Below are 15,670 nucleotides of genomic sequence, written 5' to 3'. Positions count from 1 at the left end.
TCCCCGAACCCGTCTGCTCCGCCGCTGCGAACGCAGCCGACGGAAAGGACTGGCATGGCAACCGTCGACACGACGCTCCGTGAGTACCAGCGCACCTTTCCCGCTATGCCCGTCTCCGTGCCGCTCGTTCGCCACGCGGCGCGGGACGCGCTGGCCGGGTGGGGCCTGGACCGCGACCACCCTGTGGTGCACGTCGCCCTGCTGCTGCTCAACGAGCTAGTCACCAACTCGGTGGTCCACGCAGCGGAGGCCTCCCCGGACTTCGACGTCCGCCTGGCGATCGGCGGAGGGCACCTGATCATCGCCGTCCACGACCGCCATCCGTGCCGTCCGGGCGCGCTGCTGGCGCCCCACGCGGACGGCCTCGGCGGACGGGGCCTGGCACTGGTTCGGACGTTGATTGCTGAAGTCGGCGGCACCAGCTTCGTGCCCGTGGACGACGACGGCCCCGGGAAGACGGTCGTCATCGTCCTACCCCTGTAGCGCCCCATACCAGCCAACTGGAAAGGCCAGGAAGTGCAAGCAGCAACAGCGTCGGTCGCCCCCGTGTCGGCCGCCGACCTGGGGACACAGTGATGATCGCCTTCGGTTGGGCTGGCGGCTTGAGCGAAGATCAGCGCTCCGGCACCGCTTGTCTGTGCTGCCGCCGGATGCTTCCCAACTCCGGCGGGTTCCTCATCGGCTACCGGAACGATGTACGGGTAGGCGTCTGCGCGGGCTGCCGGAACCCCGATGAGCTCCGCGCGTGGCCCCTGCGGGTCATGGTGGAGTACGGCGTACAGCTGGACTGGACCGCGCTACGCGAGTACGGCATCGAACCGGACCCCCGGTGGATCTCGCAGATGCTGATCGGCTCCGGCGTCGAGCCTGTATGACTCCCGCGCAGCCCCAGCGCGAGGCGTGGCCAGACTCAGCCAGCCGCACCACACTGATCCAGCAGCGCACCATGAGATGGAGGCACTGATGCCCGTGACCATCCCGGCCCCGTGGGGGCTCAGTCGGATGAAGCCCTTCCCCCCTGATGCCCTGCTCCCGGACACCGCCGTCGTCCTGGACCCGGACACACAGACGGGCCGGTGGCTCGATGAAGACGGCCAGGAACTCCCGGTACTGGACAAGCACAAGCGCTCCGAGACGTCCAAGGAGACAAAGACACAGGACCACTCTGGACGGCAAGTCCGACCAGGGCAGTGATCAGCAGGGCGACACCGACTGATGCCCGGCACTGCCAGCGGGAAACCGGTGCTCGTGGTCACCCGCATCGATGACAGCTCCGCTGATCTGGTCATCGAGGAGCTGAGTCGGCGCGACGTGCCCGTGGTCCGGCTCGATCCCGGCGACTTTCCCGCCGCTGTCACCCTGAACGCCCACCTCGGCAGACTCGGTCTGAGCGGCAGTGTGCGAACCGCAACCCGCTGTCTCGACCTGAGCCGGGTGCGGTCGGTGTACTGGCGGCGCCCCAGTCCGTACGGCGCAGCCGACAGCCTCGACGGGCAGGACGCGCGCTGGTGCACCGACCAGGCCCGGTACGGTCTCGGCGGCATCCTGGCCACACTGCCCGGCGCGGCCTACGTCAATCACCCCTGGCGTAACCGCGACGCCGAATACAAGCCCGCCCAGCTCGCCACCGCCGCGCGGTGCGGCCTGGACGTGCCGACGACGCTGATCACCAACGATCCAGGCGCGGCCCGGCAGTTCGCCGCCGCGTGCGGCCCGGTCATCTACAAACCGCTCTGGAACAGCGACTACCTCGGCGACGACGACCGCGCACGCACCGTCTGGCTGGACGAGGTGGACCCCGACGCCATCGACAGTGGGGTCACGCACACCGCGCACCTGTTCCAGCAGCGCGTGGACAAGGCCGCCGACATCCGCCTGACCGCCGTCGGCCGGGACCTGTTCGCGGTCCGCATCGACGGCGCCCCCGGCCTGGACTGGCGACGCGACTACGACGCCTTGTCCTACACCCTCATCGAGACCCCGCCCGACGTCGCCACAGGGGTACACGCCTATGGGCCTACCCCCTGAATGGTGGACACGCTGATACTGGATCTGCTTGATCCGGAGGAAGGGAGAAAGACCACCGATGGCACTCCGCCAACGGCCACCTCAGTCCCAACGAATACGAACGTCGGCATCACGCGGCTAAGCTCACCCTCGCCGCATAGGAAACGATTGCGTGTCCACCTTCATGGGGGAAGGCCCCACGCAGCTCATGATCCGGGCACGCAGCTCATGATCCGGGCACGCAGCTCATGATCCGGGCACGCAGCTCATGATCCGGGCACGCAGCTCATGATCCGGGCACAAAAAACCGCCGTCACGCGTTCAAGTGACAGACCGCCGGGAAGATCTTGGGCGGATACACCATCCCACTCCCTTTGCTAAGGCATTACTCTTTTGGCAGAGGGCCCCCAAATCGCGGGGCGATGGAGGAGTTCACATGAGGACCAGTAGCAACCCGGTCTTCTCGCAGCGGGGGCCGTTCGCCCGCGGGCAGCAGAACCAGCCCGCGTACGGGACCCCGCAGGGCGGGACGACCATGACGTACGGCCAGCAGCAGGGTGGGGGCAACCCCTTCGGCGGTCCGCAGCAGGGCCAGCAGGCCCCGCAGCAGCCGATGACACCCGAGCAGCTGCAGCAGATGTACCAGCAGCAGGCCGCGGGCCCGCTGCAGACCGGTCGCATGACCATGGACGACGTGGTCACCAAGACCACGATCACTCTGATCACGGTGTTCATCACCGGCGCGCTCGCCTGGGCCTTCCTGCCCCAGGAGAACTACGGCTGGGCGATGGGCGCGGCCCTGGTGGGCTTCGCGCTCGCGATGGTCAACAGTTTCAAGCGCGAGGTCAGCCCGGCGCTGGTGATCGCCTACGCCGCGTTCGAGGGCATCTTCCTCGGCGCGATCAGTCACATCTTCAACGATCGCTGGCCAGGCATCGTCGTCCAGGCCGTCCTCGGCACCGCGATGGTCTTCGGCGGCATGCTGTTCGCCTACAAGTCCGGCTGGGTCCGGGTCACCTCCCGGTACGCCCGGATCGGTATGGCCATCGCACTCGGCTTCCTGGGCCTGATCCTGGTCAACCTCGTCGTCGGCCTGTTCACCGGCGGCGGCGACGGCCTGGGCCTGCGCTCGGGTCCGCTCGGCGTGGTCGTCGGCCTGGTGGCGATCGCCCTCGGGGCGTTCTTCCTCTCGCTCGACTTCCACCAGGCTGAGCAGCTGGTGGCCGCAGGCGTCCCCGAGAAGGAGTCGTGGCGGGTCGCGTTCGGCCTGACCGTCACGCTCGTGTGGATCTACGTCGAGATGCTGCGGCTGATCTCGATCCTGCGCGGCGACTAGCCGAGCGGTCAAAAGCGGAGAACAATTCCGTACGGAATGACTGAAGGCGGCGGCCCCGGAGTGATCCGGGGCCGCCGCCTTCAGTGTTGTGCGGCGGGGGCCAGTTGCGCGGGGAGCAGGTCAGCCCCGGTTGTGGCGGCGCTTGTCGTGTTCCCGGACGATCGCGAGAGCGTGACCGTGCGGGAGGCTGTACTCGTCCTGGAACCAGGAGACGCGTTCGTCGAAACGTGCGAACGCGGGCCCGTCGTCGATGGCCCGGAACCAGTCGGGAAGTTCGCGACCGGTGACGCTGGGAACCCGCAGAAGCAGGTTCTGGTGTGTCTCTTCGGAGTGGTGCGGCAATGACATAAGCGCCTCCGGGTGAGGAGATACGACCGGTCAACAGTGCTCGTCACGACCCGACTCGGAGCGACCGGCCTGCTGATTCCTGAGCGTGCATGACGGCTGGACGGTTGGCAACCTTTGCGCCGGTACGCACCGGTGTGATCACCCGTCGGGGCCCTACCCTCGATGGCATGTCACCGACCCTGCCGTATGACTCCCCGTCCACTCCCCAGGCGGCGCCCGCCGACACCTCCGGGTTGGAACTCCCCTCGTACGAGCAGGAAGTGCGGCTGCTCGCCGACCGGCTGCGGCACTTGGGCGAGTCGCGCCTTCGCCGTGCCGTCCCGGGGCACCCCTCGCTGGCCGCGGCGGCCCTGGACCTGGCCCGGCGGCTGGCCGGTCTGCACTTCGAGCTGGCCGGCGAGCCGGGGCGACCGGTGCCCGACCTGGGTGCGTTCGCGGTCGGAGACCAGATTGTGGTGACCGGCCTGGAGCTCGCCCGTACGGCCGAAGAAGCGTTGGACACAGCGGCGGCCCGGGACACACTGTCGCGTGCCCGCGCCGCAGTCCAGGAGGTCTCCGCCACCCTGTGAACGGTCACGTTCCGGAGTAGTGCGCGAAGACCACCACGTTGCCGCTGTAACCGCCGCCGTGCTTCGCCTTGTCGAAGCTCCCGCCACACGTGATCAAGCGGAGTTCGGGGCGGCCTGTGTCCCCGTACACCCGCTTCGCCGGGAACCGCCTGCGGTCGTACACCTCGACCGAGTCGACGGTGAACCTGGCCGTCCTCCCGTCCTGCCGGGCCACCTTGACCACGGCGCCGGTCCTGATCGCGCCGAGGTCGTAGAACACGGACGGGCCCGTGTGGCTGTCCACATGCCCGGTGACCACGGCGGTTCCATTCTCGCCGGGTGTCACCCCCGCCTGGTACCACCCGACCGGGGTCTGCTGCCGGCTGCGCGGGTCCGGGACGTCTACCCCACCGATGGCGTCCAGCCCGACCGCGTCCACGGTCGCGTGGACACCGGCCTGCTCGATGTCCACGCGGACCGGGACCGACCGGCCGAGCGGTTTCGGCACCGGATATTCAGTCACGACGGGTACGGGAGGGGAATCGGCGACGGCGAGGCCTGCCGCGTCGATGACCGTCCGGACCGGCTGTGGCGGCCCCGCGGGCGCCTTGGTCCCGTTCACCACCAGGAAGCCGCCGATCAGCAGCGCGGCGACGGCGGCCGCCACCGGTGAACGGGTGCGGCCCTGGCCGGTCTGCGGCTGATCAGCGCCGTCAGACGCGGCCACCGGCCCGGCGACGGCGGTGCAGTGCGACGCCGCCGACGATGAACGCGCCGGCCATCAGGCTGCCGCCCACGGCGGTCTGGACGGTGTCCTGGCCGGCCTGCGAACCGCCGAACCCACCCTTGGTGGGCGCCACCGGGCGGGGCTTCTTCGTCGGTTGTACGTCCTCGGCGCCGACGGTGAACGTCACGTTCTTGGAGACGACCTGGCCGTCGGCGCAGACGACGGTGGCCGTGTGGATGCCGGGTTTGGCGTCCTTGGTGAGCCTGCCGTTGCCGACCAGGGTGCTCGCCCCCTGGGTCAGCTTCACGTCACCGGCGAACTGGGCCGACGACGCGGTCGCCGTGCTGGACTTGGCGCAGGTCGCGTAGACGGTGACCGTGTCGCCGCTGACGGACGCGCTGGCCCCGTTCGGTACTTCCTTGGCCGTGGCGCCGGGAGCGGCGGCGGCCAGGCCGGCCAGGGCCAGGGCGGCGACGGCGAGGGGACGCTGGAAACGCATCGGACTACCTCCAGAGGACACGCGGGCACGGCAGGAGTCATCCGTACGGGGATAACCGCGCTGGAGGTTCGACGCTAGGTACAAAAATGGCCAATTGCTACTTAAAGTGACCAAATGGGTGACAGGGCTTACCGGTCGCCCCGGGCGGCCCGGACGTACACGCGGTCCGCAAGGGCGTAAGTGGCCTGGTCGGAGACCTGGAAGGTCAGCGCGTGCCCGCCACCGACGATGGATGAACCGAGCAGGCGTACGGGCTGGCCGGCGGCCAGGGCCACCTCGATCAGCTCCGCGCTCTCGAAGTCGGCGGGCATGAGCACCAGCGACGACCCGTCGGTGAACTCCACGACGTCGCACTCGCCGCCGGACAGGCCGCGCAGGATGCCGGTGGCGGCTGTGCCGTCGGCGGCCAGGCGCATCAGCCAGCCGCCGGTCAGGTGCGGCGGCAGGAAGGGTGCGAGCCCGGCCGACGGGTGCGGCAGGACGGAGCGTGGCAGCGGCTCCTGGAAGGCCTCCGGGGACTCGTCCTCCAGGACGTCCTGCCCGGCCAGCTCGCGCTCGGCGGCGGCGGCCTGAGGGTCGTGCAGGTGCTCGTTCAGGCGGTCCATCATGACGTTCAGCAGGTGGCCTTCGAGCAGTTCGGGGGGCGCGTCGTCCAGTCTGGAGAGGCCCTGCTGCGGCTGCTGCCGGGGTATTTGCGGCGCCGGGGCGCGGTGGCCGAAGAGGTGGTCCATGAACTGCTTGTCGTACACCTCGACCCGCGCGGCCTGGCGGCGGCGGTGGGTGCGTACGGCCGTGCGTGCTGCGGCGGTGACGCTGGCGGCGGAGACGACGGCGAGCAGGGCGGGTACGGCGTAGCGGTAGGACATGTCTTCAGCATGCCCCGTCCGCAATACGGAGCCGTAGGGTGATTTGTCCCGACTTGTAGGGACCTTGGGGTCCCGCCAAGTGAGTGAACGACCGCTGGCCAGGTGCCCGTACAAAAGGCCCTGGCCAGCAGTTTTTCAGCCGTTCAGCCGTTCAGCCGTTCAGCCGTTCAGCCGTTCAGCCGTTCAGCCGTTCGGTCGCTCAGTCGTTCGGTTGTTTAGTTGTTCGGTCGTTCAGCTGTTCAGTCGTTCAGCACGTCAACTTCTCAGCTGAGACGCTCGATGACCATCGCCATGCCCATGCCGCCGCCGACACACATGGTCTCCAGGCCGAACTGCTTGTCGTGCCACTTCAGCGAGTTGATCAGCGTCGAGGTGATGCGCGCGCCGGTCATGCCGAACGGGTGGCCGACGGCGATCGCACCGCCGTTGACGTTGACCTTGTCCAGGTCGATGCCGAGGTCCCGGTACGACGGGATCACCTGGGCGGCGAACGCCTCGTTGATCTCTGCCAGGTCGATGTCCTTGATCGACATCCCGGCGAGCGCCAGGGCCTTCTTCGACGCCTCGACCGGGCCGTAGCCCATGATCTCGGGGGACAGTCCTGAGACGCCGGTGGAGACGATCCGGGCCAGCGGCGTCAGGCCGAGCTCACGGGCTTTGGTGTCGGACATGATGACCAGTGCCGCGGCGCCGTCGTTCAGGCCGCAGCAGTTGCCCGCGGTGACGGTGCCGTCGGGGCGGAACACCGGCTTGAGGCCCGATACGCCCTCCAGCGTCACGCCCGCGCGCGGGCCGTCGTCCGCCGAGACGACGGTGCCGTCGGGCAGCGTGACCGGGGTGATGTCCTTGGCCCAGAAACCGTTGGCGATCGCCTTCTCGGCCAGGTTCTGCGACCGGACGCCGAACTCGTCCTGCTCCGCGCGGGAGATGCCCTTGATCTGGGCGAGGTTCTCGGCGGTCTGGCCCATCGCGACGTAGACGTCCGGCAGTGCGCCGGACTCGCGCGGGTCCACCCACACCGGGGCGCCCGCCTGCTCCGCGCGCTGCTTCGAGATCTCCCGGGGGCCGTCGAACAGCGGGTTCTTGGTGTTCGGGATCGAGTCGCTGTTGCCCTTGGTGTGGGTGGAGGAGATGACTTCGACACCGGCGGAGATGAAGACGTCGCCCTCGCCGGCCTTGATGGCGTGCAGCGCCATGCGGGAGGTCTGCAGCGAGGAGGAACAGTAGCGGGTGATCGTGGTGCCGGGGATGTGGTCGTAACCCAGCAGGACCGCGATGTTGCGGCCCATGTTGTTGCCCTGCTCGCCACCGGGGAGGCCGCAGCCGAGCATGAGGTCGTCGATGTCGCGGGGGTTCAGCTCCGGCACCTGGGCCAGGGCAGCGGCAACCATCTGGACGGTGAGGTCGTCGGGACGGATGTCCTTGAGTGAACCCTTGAACGCGCGGCCGATGGGGGACCGGGCGGTGGCGACGATGACTGCTTCGGGCATCGGGACTCCTTGGGATCGGTACGAGGACCGCAAGGCCTCTCGTCGCGGGAGCTGTAGCGGCTAGCGCGGAGATCGGAAGCGCTAGAGCTGGTGGAGCAGGGCTTCGGAAGAGCAGAGCTCAAGAAGAGCAGAACTCGAAAGAGCAGAGCTGAGGAAGAGCAGAGCTCAGGAAGAGCAGAGCTCAGGAAGAGCAGAGCTCAGGAAGAGCAGAGCTCAAAAGAAGCTACTGCGTGGTAGGCGTCATGACGAGGGGCGCGGGTTGATCGATGATGCGATCCATCCCACACTGCCCGACTTCTATGACGCCCAGTCAGATTCAGCGTACTCCGCGCATTCCGCGATGCCCCGGGCGGTTACGCGGGCTCTATCCGCGGCTCGGACTCCGGCGAGTTCTGTGGCTCCGGCTCCGCCGGGGAAACGGTCGCCGGCCCCTGCGTGGCAGGCTCCCGGTGGCCATCCTCCGCACCCGCGTCCCCGGGCTTCGGCAACTGCTGCCGCCGCCGGTGCCGCAACAGCGCCCACCGGCCCCGCGGGCCCCGCTCGTAACCGGCCACCTCGGTCGCCGCGACCTCCGTACCGCCCCGCTCGACGGCTTCGATCGCGGCCACCGCGATCGGCAGCACCGCTTCGCCGCGGACCGGGTCCGGAGCCGGATCGTCCAGCGGCCACACGTCCAGCGCCGCGCACAACGACGGCAGTACGGCCATCACCGCGGTCGCGTAGCCCTCCACGGAGGGGTGGAACTTGTCCGGGCCGAACATGTCCGTGGGGCGGGCCGCGAACTCGGGCCCGAGCAGTGCGCCGAGGGAGACCGTACGGCCCCCGGCCTCGACCACCGCGATGGTCTGGGCCGCCGCCAGGTTCCGGCTCCACTGCCGGGCCAGGTAACGCAGCGGCTGGGCGATCGGCTCGATCGTGCCCAGGTCTGGGCAGGTCCCCACGATCACGTCGCACCCGGAGGCGAGGAGCCTGCGGGTCGCCCGCTCCAGGTAGCGCACCGAGTCCACCGGGCGCATCCGGTGGGTGACGTCGTTCGCGCCCACGATGATCACTGCGACCTCGGGGTTCTGGGTGAGGGCGAGGCTCGTCTGCCGCTCCAGGTCCGAGGACTGCGCGCCGGACAGTGCCACGTTGACCAGGACGACCGGGCGCTCGGCCACCGCCGCCAGACCGGAGGCGAGCAGGGCCGCCGGAGTCTGCATCGGCACGTGCACCCCGAGCCCCGCGGCGGTCGAATCCCCGAGCACCGCAAGGCGGATTGGCTCGTCGGAGACGAGGGTGTCGTGGTAGTCGCCGTACGTCCCGTCCGCGCGTGGCGGATCCTGCGCGGCCTCACCGATCGACCGCCGGGCGATGCGCGCCTCGGTGTAGAGGAGCATGAACATCGCCCCGGTCAGGACCCCCACCCCGCCCCCGCCGAAGGCAGCGGCAGCTGCGACCCGACGGGCGGTCCTGGCACGCATCGGATCTCCTCCTCGCCATGGCTCAACTGGTTTCCGACTCTAACGGGTACGCCGTGGCGGGCTTCGCCACCGCTCAATCACCCATACGCTGACGGGACCCACTGATGGTCAAGGCCGAATAGGAACATCCGGAGGGATCTGTGCAGGTTCACGACACGATCATCGACTTGATCGGCGGCACCCCGCTGGTCCGGCTGAACCGCGTCACCACTGGAATCCAGGCAACAGTCCTGGCCAAGGTGGAGTACTTCAACCCCGGCGGCTCGGTGAAGGACCGCATCGCGGTCCGCATGATCGATGCCGCAGAGCAGTCCGGCGCTCTCAAGCCCGGCGGCACCATCGTCGAACCGACGTCCGGGAACACCGGCGTGGGGTTGGCCATGGTGGCCCAGCAGCGCGGCTACCGCTGCGTGTTCGTATGCCCGGACAAGGTCAGCACAGACAAGATCAACGTGATGCGGGCGTACGGTGCGGAGGTTGTCGTCTGCCCCACCGCCGTCGACCCGGAGCACCCCGAGTCGTATTACAACGTCTCGGACCGCCTGGTCCGCGAGATCCCGGGCGCGTGGAAGCCGGACCAGTACTCCAACCCGGACAACCCGCAGTCGCACTACGAGTCCACCGGCCCCGAGCTGTGGGAACAGACTGACGGGCGCATCACCTGCTTCGTCGCGGGCGTCGGCACCGGCGGCACCATCACCGGCACCGGACGGTTCCTCAAAGAAGTGTCCGACGGCCGCGTGCGCGTCGTCGGCGCGGACCCCGAGGGTTCCGTCTACTCCGGCGGCAGCGGCCGTCCGTACCTCGTGGAAGGCGTCGGCGAGGACTTCTGGCCGACCGCGTACGACCGCGGCCTGCCGGACGAGATCATCGCGGTCTCCGACCACGACTCCTTCTCGATGACCCGCCGGCTCGCCCGCGAAGAGGGCCTGCTCGTCGGCGGCTCCTGCGGGATGGCGGTGGTCGCGGCACTGCGCGCCGCCGAGTCCCTCGGGCCCGACGACGTGGTGGTCGTCCTGCTGCCCGACTCCGGGCGCGGCTACCTGTCCAAGATCTTCAACGACGAGTGGATGGCCGACCACGGCTTCCTGGACGCGGCCCCCGGGCAGTCCAGGGTCGGCGAACTGCTCGCCCGCAAACAGGGCGACCTGCCCGCACTGGTGCACATGCACCCGGAGGAGACCGTCGGCGAGGCGATCTCCGTACTGCGCGAGTTCGGCGTCAGCCAGATGCCGGTGGTCAAGCCGGGCGCCGGACACCCTGACGTCATGGCCGCCGAGGTGGTGGGCTCGGTCGTCGAGCGCGACCTGCTCGACGCGCTGGTCGGCGGGCGGGCCAAGACGAGCAGCGCACTGGAGGCGCACATGTCGGCGCCGCTCCCGGTGGTCGGCTCGGGCGAGGCGGTCACCCGGCTGGCCGCCGTACTGGAGAAGTCCGACGCCGCGCTCGTCCTGGTGGAGGGCAAACCGCAAGGGGTGCTGACCCGCCAGGACCTCCTGGCGCACCTCGCTGCTTCTTAGGCGGGCCGGAACGTGCCTCCGGCGCTGCGCCCGCTGCGAAGCAGCTGCGGTTCACAGTCGGGCACGCTCAGGGACACTGCGCGCCCGTCACCGCATTGTGACCCGGTGCGCCCCGGAGGGGTCCGACGGCGTGCCCACTGGACTGTCCCGACGGGCTAGGCCCTAGGCTTCCCTTTATGGACAACGCACCTGTTTCCGACTCCGCCGACGGCCCCCGCTACGTCCGGCTCAGCCTGGACATCGTTCTGGAGGTCACCGACGAAGCCGCGCTGCGGCAGGCAGCCCTGGACACCGTCAAGGGCGACGAGGAGCTCTCCGACGACGAGCGCGCCGAGGCGGTCAAGGCCATCGAGGCCGAACCCGCCGAGTCGGTCTCGTACCTGATCGACCCGTTCTCCCTCGTGGAGGACATCCCCGGCACTGAGCTGGTCGAGGCCGGCTGGCAGTCGGAGAACGAAGAGGACGGCCCGGACGACGAGGAGCCCGACGAGGACGCCTGACCTCCCGAGGTCCGGTCTCCGGACAAACGCTCGACCAGGAGCCCCGCCGCCCGGCGGGGCTCCTGCCGTTTCCTGGGTCGTTTCACGACCTCTTCAGGCCCCCGTACGGCCGAGTATCGGTCCGCCATGCCCCGGCTTGACCGTTTTCACCCGGTCGGCGGCTGATCACGAACGGGTGAATCCACAAATAGCGCGTTGCCTGGGACCGGTCCCCGCCGTTGTCTCCGATGTCGCACCGGATCGTGCGGCACTGTGACATGGAGGAAGAATGAACACGGTCAAGAAGGCAGCCTTCACCGCCGCCACTGTCGGCGGTCTGATGGCTGCGGGCATGGGTGCCGCCAGCGCTGGCTCGATGGCCGGTGGCGCGGCCGAGCACTCTCCCGGCGTCGGTTCCGGCAACCAGATTCAGGCTCCGGTCCACGTCCCGGTCAACGCGTGCGGCAACTCCGTCACCGTGATCGGCGGCCTGAACCCGGTCTTCGGCAACGCCTGCGAAAACTCGTAGTCCCACTGCGCGCCTGAAAAGCTTGAAGTAGTAGGTGCCGGACAACAGGCGCCGTGCGGGGATCCTCGAGATCCCCGTACGGCGCCTGTTGTCTTCATCCGTTTTCCGGTGCCTCAGGCGTGCGTGCCACCGTCGATGCGCAGGGACGTGCCGGTGATGAACTTGCCGTCGTCGGACGCCAGTGCGGCGATCATGCCGGCCACGACCGACGGGTCGGCCATGCCCGCGCCGATGATCGGCATGAGCTTGCCGAACTTCTCCCAGTCGGCGTCCTGCGGCACCTGGTTGGGCGTGTCGTCGACGATGCCCGAGGAGATCGAACCGGGCGCGACGTTGACCGCGCGCAGGCCCTTGTCCGCGTACTCCAGCGCGATCGCGTGGGTGAAGGAGTCGATGCCGCCCTTGGACGCCGCGTAGGCCGCCATGTACGGGTGGGCGAACGACGCGGACGTCGAGCTGAAGTTGATGATGACGCCGTTGCCGGTGTCACACAGGGCGGGGATCGCCGCCCGACACATCAGGAACGTGCCCGTCAGGTTGATCCCGATCACCTGGTTCCACACGTCGAGGGAGAAGTCGTGGGTGTGCCCGGCGCGCAGGATGCCCGCCGCGTTCACCAGCACGTCGAGGCCGCCGAGCGCGGTGACGATCTCCGCGACCCCGGTGCCCACCGCGGTCTCGTTGGAGATGTCGAGGACCTGGGTGGTCAGCTTCGCCTCCACACCTGCCTCAGCGGCCATGGCGCGGGTTTTCTCAAGGCCGTCGGCGTTCACGTCGACCGCGTACACCGTCCCGGCTTCGCGCAGCAGCCGGATCACCGTGGCCTGGCCGATGCCTGAGCCGCCGCCGGTCACGATGATTCGCCGGTCCTGGAACCTGTCCACTGTGCAGTCCTCCTAGCCGGGGCGCGGCACGCCGCACCCGTTGTGAGGGCACTGCGGGACAGGCCCCCTTGCTTGAACGAACCCATAAGACGTGAAACCAGGGAGCATGTTCAAGACCTTCGGCGATCTAGATCGATCCGGGTGTCGGAAAACACCTGCCGGACAAACCGAAGACCCGGACCGTCGTACGGTGCTGTGCTTCGCGGGGTCCGCCAGTTGAAGAGCGACATCCCCAAGATGGTGATCATCTTTGACGGATGATCACTATCTTGGGGATGTCGTTCTTCGAGCCGCACTGCGGCAGCGCGCCGCACCGGGTGGGGCGTGTCCGATGTCGATCGGTAGACGACCCGCCAGGTGTTCCGTCCGACTACGAGCTTCCGGTAGCCGGTGAGTTCGCCGCCGAGTGGGTAGCCCGCTTCGGGTGCCGTGTCCAGAAGCAGAATCTTTTTGAGAACTTTGGGCACCGCATCGGGACCGATGCGCCGCAAGTCGTCAAGAGCCGCATCGGTGAAGGTCATCTCCGCCATCGGCCTACTCGTTGTCAGGCAGTGCCGCGATGGATTCGCGAGTGTGCCCAAAAGCAGTCAGGACCTCGTCCAGCGAAGTGCGGTGACCGTTGTCGGACGCGGTGCGAGCCAGTACGAGCGCTAGATCACGGAGATCGGCGATGGCTTCGTCCAGTTCGGTCAGACGGTCGATGCCGACCACGGCCGCCACGGGCTTGTGCCGACGTGTGACGACGAGGGCGGAGCCGTGTTCGGCGTCGGAGACCAGCCCGGCGACTCCGCGCCTGGCCGCTTCGGTGACACTCAGCTCGACGGTGTTCTGCAGTATGGCCATGCTTGAACTGTATAGAAATCTATGCAGAACGTCCTGGGCTTCTGGCAGTAGGGCCCACGCGGGAATCCTCGCGCGGGCCCTACGTGTGAAGCGGTACTCCTGAGCGTCAGCCGGCTGCCTTCGCGACCCCGATCGGGCAGCTCACGCCCGTTCCGCCACCCCCGCAGTACCCGTTCGGGTTCTTCGCGTCCGACAAGTACTGCTGGTGATAAGCCTCGGCTGGGAAGAACGGCCCCGCCGGGGCGATCTCCGTGGTGATACCCCCGTGGCCGGCCTCGGCGAGGACCTTGCCGTACGCCGCGCGGGAAGCCCCGGCCGTCGCAGCCTGGGCGGGGGAGTGGGTGTACACGGCGGACCGGTACTGCGTCCCCTCGTCGTTGCCCTGCCGGAAGCCCTGGGTCGGGTTGTGCGACTCCCAGAACACCTTCAGCAGCTGCTCGTAGGTGACCTGCGTGGGGTCGAACACCACGCGGACCGCCTCGGTGTGGCCGGTGCGGCCGGCGCAGACCTCTTCGTACGTCGGGTTCGGGGTGAATCCGCCCTGGTAGCCGACGAGGGTCGTCCAGACACCCGGCGTCTGCCAGAACTTGCGCTCGGCGCCCCAGAAGCAGCCGAGGCCGAAGTCCGCGGTCTCCAGACCGTCCGGGTACGGGCCGTCCAGCGGGTTGCCGAGGACGGTGTGCGCGGCGGGCAGGGCGGTCAGCGGCTGCTCGCGGCCTGGCAGGGCCTCCGCTGCGGTGGGCAGGCGCGGCTGGAAGGAGGAGCGGTCGAACACGGGTACCTCCGAGAGGGGTGGGTGACTGGTACAACGCACGTCGCCCACAGGATGTTTCCGTACGGTCGGCAACCGGTGAAGCCGCCCGCCCGAGCGGGTGGTGAACGGGACCGACAAGCGGCCCCGGCGGGTCCGCGGCGTTAGTGTTCCTGAACATGAGCGAAGCATTTTCCGACGGACCACGGCACGGGTTCGAAACCCGCGCCATCCATGCCGGGCAGGAGCCCGATTCGTTGACCGGTGCGGTCGTGCCACCGATCTACCAGGTGTCGACCTACAAGCAGGACGGCGTGGGCGGCCTGCGCGGCGGCTACGAGTACAGCCGGAGTGCCAACCCGACCCGTACGGCCTTGGAAGAGTGCGTCGCCGCGCTCGAAGGCGGGGCGCGCGGGCTGGCGTTCGCCTCCGGGCTCGCCGCTGAGGACTGCCTCCTGCGCACCGTGTGCGCACCCGGTGACCACGTGGTCATCCCGGACGACGCCTACGGCGGCACGTTCCGGATGTTCGCCCAGGTCTACGCCCGCTGGGGCCTGGAGTTCACCGTCGCGCACCTGTCCGACCCCGCGGCGGTCCGGGCGGCCGTGCGCCCCGGCCAGACGAAGCTGATCTGGTGCGAGACACCGAGCAATCCGCTGCTCGGCGTGGCCGACATCGATGCACTGGCCGGCATCGCGCACGACGCCGGTGCGCTGCTCGCCGTCGACAACACCTTCGCCTCGCCCTACCTCCAGCAGCCGCTGGAGCTCGGCGCGGACGTCGTGATCCACTCGACCACGAAGTACATGGGCGGCCACTCCGACGTGGTCGGCGGTGCCCTGGTGGCGTCCGACGCTGAACTGGGCGAGCGCCTGGCGTTCCACCAGAACGCGATGGGCGCGGTCTCCGGTCCGTTCGACGCGTGGCTGGTGCTGCGGGGCATCAAGACGCTGGGCGTACGGATGGACCGGCACTGCTCGAACGCCGAACAGGTCGTCGAACTGCTCCAGGCACACCCCAAGGTGATCGAGGTGCTCTACCCGGGGCTCCCCGGCCACCCCGGGCACGACATCGCGGCCAAGCAGATGAAGGCCTTCGGCGGGATGGTCTCCTTCCGCGTCACCGGCGGCGAGAAGGCCGCCCTGGAGTTGTGCGGCCGTACGACGGTATTCACCCTCGCCGAGTCCCTCGGCGGCGTCGAATCACTCATCGAGCACCCGGGCCGGATGACACACGCTTCGGTGACGGGGTCCGAGCTGGAGGTCCCCGACGACCTCATCCGACTGTCGGTCGGCATCGAGTCGGTGGAGGACCTGCTCGCCGACCTCAGCCAGGCGCTCGACGGCTGAGTGCGTGACCGGCCGACGGCGGTGAGTTAAC

Annotated in this window: 20 protein-coding genes; 10 read left to right on the top strand and 10 right to left on the bottom strand. The window is 68.8% G+C overall.

Annotated features, from left to right (window positions below):
• Positions 1 to 54 precede the first annotated feature (54 nt).
• The 5 genes from AC0Z36_RS05515 to AC0Z36_RS05495 all read left to right on the top strand — a co-directional run bounded on the left by AC0Z36_RS05515 (position 55) and on the right by AC0Z36_RS05495 (position 3,343).
• Positions 55 to 483, top strand: coding sequence for an ATP-binding protein (locus AC0Z36_RS05515; RefSeq protein ID WP_485461542.1), 429 nt, complete (start codon positions 55 to 57; stop codon positions 481 to 483).
• Positions 484 to 650: 167 nt separating this feature from the next.
• Entirely contained in the window at positions 651 to 875 is a 225-nt protein-coding gene (locus AC0Z36_RS05510; protein ID WP_485461541.1) for a hypothetical protein, read from the top strand.
• 88 nt (positions 876 to 963) lie between these two features.
• Positions 964 to 1,194, top strand: coding sequence for a putative ATP-grasp-modified RiPP (gene tgmA, locus AC0Z36_RS05505; protein ID WP_485461540.1), 231 nt, complete (start codon positions 964 to 966; stop codon positions 1,192 to 1,194).
• 21 nt (positions 1,195 to 1,215) lie between these two features.
• Entirely contained in the window at positions 1,216 to 2,028 is an 813-nt protein-coding gene (locus tag AC0Z36_RS05500; protein WP_485461539.1) for an MvdC/MvdD family ATP grasp protein, read from the top strand.
• Between the two features lie 415 nt (positions 2,029 to 2,443).
• Positions 2,444 to 3,343 carry a Bax inhibitor-1/YccA family protein gene (locus tag AC0Z36_RS05495; protein ID WP_485461538.1) on the top strand — a complete coding sequence of 300 codons (900 nt, stop codon included), beginning with the start codon at positions 2,444 to 2,446 and terminating at the stop codon, positions 3,341 to 3,343.
• Between the two features lie 120 nt (positions 3,344 to 3,463).
• Here the strand turns inward: AC0Z36_RS05495 and AC0Z36_RS05490 are convergent, their stop codons facing one another.
• The gene (locus AC0Z36_RS05490) at positions 3,464 to 3,691 is read right to left on the bottom strand and encodes a DUF4287 domain-containing protein (RefSeq protein WP_485461537.1); all 228 of its coding nucleotides are present in this window, start codon (positions 3,689 to 3,691) and stop codon (positions 3,464 to 3,466) included.
• Between the two features lie 167 nt (positions 3,692 to 3,858).
• On the opposite strand from AC0Z36_RS05490, the gene AC0Z36_RS05485 reads away from it, so the two are divergent.
• On the top strand, positions 3,859 to 4,260 hold the full coding sequence (locus tag AC0Z36_RS05485; RefSeq protein WP_485461536.1) for a hypothetical protein: 402 nt from the start codon (positions 3,859 to 3,861) through the stop codon (positions 4,258 to 4,260).
• A gap of 4 nt (positions 4,261 to 4,264) precedes the next feature.
• Here the strand turns inward: AC0Z36_RS05485 and AC0Z36_RS05480 are convergent, their stop codons facing one another.
• From AC0Z36_RS05480 to AC0Z36_RS05460, 5 genes are all read right to left on the bottom strand, one after another.
• A complete protein-coding gene (locus AC0Z36_RS05480) occupies positions 4,265 to 4,966 on the bottom strand; it encodes a class F sortase (protein ID WP_485461535.1) in 702 nt (233 codons plus the stop codon).
• Positions 4,953 to 5,465 carry a hypothetical protein gene (locus AC0Z36_RS05475; protein ID WP_485461534.1) on the bottom strand — a complete coding sequence of 171 codons (513 nt, stop codon included), beginning with the start codon at positions 5,463 to 5,465 and terminating at the stop codon, positions 4,953 to 4,955. Before AC0Z36_RS05475 ends, AC0Z36_RS05480 begins: the two co-directional genes overlap by 14 nt.
• 128 nt (positions 5,466 to 5,593) lie before the next feature.
• Positions 5,594 to 6,331, bottom strand: a complete 738-nt coding sequence (locus AC0Z36_RS05470; RefSeq protein ID WP_485461533.1) for a hypothetical protein — start codon at positions 6,329 to 6,331, stop codon at positions 5,594 to 5,596.
• A 263-nt stretch (positions 6,332 to 6,594) separates the two neighbouring features.
• Complete coding sequence (locus AC0Z36_RS05465) at positions 6,595 to 7,821, bottom strand: acetyl-CoA C-acetyltransferase (protein ID WP_485461532.1); 1,227 nt, start codon at positions 7,819 to 7,821, stop codon at positions 6,595 to 6,597.
• Between the two features lie 353 nt (positions 7,822 to 8,174).
• A complete protein-coding gene (locus AC0Z36_RS05460; protein ID WP_485461531.1) occupies positions 8,175 to 9,284 on the bottom strand; it encodes an SGNH/GDSL hydrolase family protein in 1,110 nt (369 codons plus the stop codon).
• Positions 9,285 to 9,424: 140 nt separating this feature from the next.
• On the opposite strand from AC0Z36_RS05460, the gene AC0Z36_RS05455 reads away from it, so the two are divergent.
• From AC0Z36_RS05455 to AC0Z36_RS05445, 3 genes are all read left to right on the top strand, one after another.
• Positions 9,425 to 10,804 carry a cystathionine beta-synthase gene (locus tag AC0Z36_RS05455; RefSeq protein WP_485461530.1) on the top strand — a complete coding sequence of 460 codons (1,380 nt, stop codon included), beginning with the start codon at positions 9,425 to 9,427 and terminating at the stop codon, positions 10,802 to 10,804.
• A 176-nt stretch (positions 10,805 to 10,980) separates the two neighbouring features.
• Positions 10,981 to 11,304, top strand: coding sequence for a hypothetical protein (locus AC0Z36_RS05450; protein ID WP_485461529.1), 324 nt, complete (start codon positions 10,981 to 10,983; stop codon positions 11,302 to 11,304).
• A 268-nt stretch (positions 11,305 to 11,572) separates the two neighbouring features.
• The gene (locus tag AC0Z36_RS05445; protein WP_485461528.1) at positions 11,573 to 11,812 is read left to right on the top strand and encodes a chaplin; all 240 of its coding nucleotides are present in this window, start codon (positions 11,573 to 11,575) and stop codon (positions 11,810 to 11,812) included.
• A gap of 113 nt (positions 11,813 to 11,925) precedes the next feature.
• Here the strand turns inward: AC0Z36_RS05445 and AC0Z36_RS05440 are convergent, their stop codons facing one another.
• From AC0Z36_RS05440 to msrA, 4 genes are all read right to left on the bottom strand, one after another.
• Positions 11,926 to 12,696 carry an SDR family NAD(P)-dependent oxidoreductase gene (locus tag AC0Z36_RS05440; protein ID WP_485461527.1) on the bottom strand — a complete coding sequence of 257 codons (771 nt, stop codon included), beginning with the start codon at positions 12,694 to 12,696 and terminating at the stop codon, positions 11,926 to 11,928.
• Positions 12,697 to 12,806: 110 nt separating this feature from the next.
• Positions 12,807 to 13,226, bottom strand: a complete 420-nt coding sequence (locus AC0Z36_RS05435) for a type II toxin-antitoxin system RelE family toxin (protein WP_485461526.1) — start codon at positions 13,224 to 13,226, stop codon at positions 12,807 to 12,809.
• A gap of 4 nt (positions 13,227 to 13,230) precedes the next feature.
• Positions 13,231 to 13,539 (bottom strand): prevent-host-death family protein, encoded by a 309-nt coding sequence (locus AC0Z36_RS05430; protein WP_485461525.1) that lies wholly within the window; start codon positions 13,537 to 13,539, stop codon positions 13,231 to 13,233.
• A gap of 106 nt (positions 13,540 to 13,645) precedes the next feature.
• Complete coding sequence (msrA, locus tag AC0Z36_RS05425) at positions 13,646 to 14,314, bottom strand: peptide-methionine (S)-S-oxide reductase MsrA (protein ID WP_485461524.1); 669 nt, start codon at positions 14,312 to 14,314, stop codon at positions 13,646 to 13,648.
• 155 nt (positions 14,315 to 14,469) lie between these two features.
• Between msrA and AC0Z36_RS05420 the strand changes: the two genes are divergently transcribed.
• Positions 14,470 to 15,639: a cystathionine gamma-synthase gene (locus tag AC0Z36_RS05420; RefSeq protein WP_485461523.1), complete on the top strand. Its 1,170-nt coding sequence runs from the start codon at positions 14,470 to 14,472 to the stop codon at positions 15,637 to 15,639.
• Positions 15,640 to 15,670 lie beyond the last annotated feature (31 nt).

It is taken from the genome of Kitasatospora sp. UYEF31, assembly GCF_057291755.1.
Note: the sequence above shows the minus strand (reverse complement) of the source record. Positions and strands in the feature narration are given on the sequence as shown.

Excerpts from the sequence above, each read along its gene's own strand:
- AC0Z36_RS05495 (WP_485461538.1), top strand. The coding sequence starts at position 2,444 with ATGAGGACCAGTAGCAACCCGGTCTTCTCGCAGCGGGGGCCGTTCGCC.
- AC0Z36_RS05460 (WP_485461531.1), bottom strand. The coding sequence starts at position 9,284 with ATGCGTGCCAGGACCGCCCGTCGGGTCGCAGCTGCCGCTGCCTTCGGC.
- AC0Z36_RS05500 (WP_485461539.1), top strand. The coding sequence starts at position 1,216 with ATGCCCGGCACTGCCAGCGGGAAACCGGTGCTCGTGGTCACCCGCATC.
- AC0Z36_RS05445 (WP_485461528.1), top strand. The coding sequence starts at position 11,573 with ATGAACACGGTCAAGAAGGCAGCCTTCACCGCCGCCACTGTCGGCGGT.
- AC0Z36_RS05485 (WP_485461536.1), top strand. The coding sequence starts at position 3,859 with ATGTCACCGACCCTGCCGTATGACTCCCCGTCCACTCCCCAGGCGGCG.
- tgmA (WP_485461540.1), top strand. The coding sequence starts at position 964 with ATGCCCGTGACCATCCCGGCCCCGTGGGGGCTCAGTCGGATGAAGCCC.
- AC0Z36_RS05470 (WP_485461533.1), bottom strand. The coding sequence starts at position 6,331 with ATGTCCTACCGCTACGCCGTACCCGCCCTGCTCGCCGTCGTCTCCGCC.
- AC0Z36_RS05420 (WP_485461523.1), top strand. The coding sequence starts at position 14,470 with ATGAGCGAAGCATTTTCCGACGGACCACGGCACGGGTTCGAAACCCGC.
- AC0Z36_RS05465 (WP_485461532.1), bottom strand. The coding sequence starts at position 7,821 with ATGCCCGAAGCAGTCATCGTCGCCACCGCCCGGTCCCCCATCGGCCGC.
- AC0Z36_RS05475 (WP_485461534.1), bottom strand. The coding sequence starts at position 5,465 with ATGCGTTTCCAGCGTCCCCTCGCCGTCGCCGCCCTGGCCCTGGCCGGC.
- AC0Z36_RS05515 (WP_485461542.1), top strand. The coding sequence starts at position 55 with ATGGCAACCGTCGACACGACGCTCCGTGAGTACCAGCGCACCTTTCCC.
- AC0Z36_RS05430 (WP_485461525.1), bottom strand. The coding sequence starts at position 13,539 with ATGGCCATACTGCAGAACACCGTCGAGCTGAGTGTCACCGAAGCGGCC.
- AC0Z36_RS05450 (WP_485461529.1), top strand. The coding sequence starts at position 10,981 with ATGGACAACGCACCTGTTTCCGACTCCGCCGACGGCCCCCGCTACGTC.
- AC0Z36_RS05435 (WP_485461526.1), bottom strand. The coding sequence starts at position 13,226 with ATGGCGGAGATGACCTTCACCGATGCGGCTCTTGACGACTTGCGGCGC.
- AC0Z36_RS05490 (WP_485461537.1), bottom strand. The coding sequence starts at position 3,691 with ATGTCATTGCCGCACCACTCCGAAGAGACACACCAGAACCTGCTTCTG.
- AC0Z36_RS05510 (WP_485461541.1), top strand. The coding sequence starts at position 651 with ATGCTTCCCAACTCCGGCGGGTTCCTCATCGGCTACCGGAACGATGTA.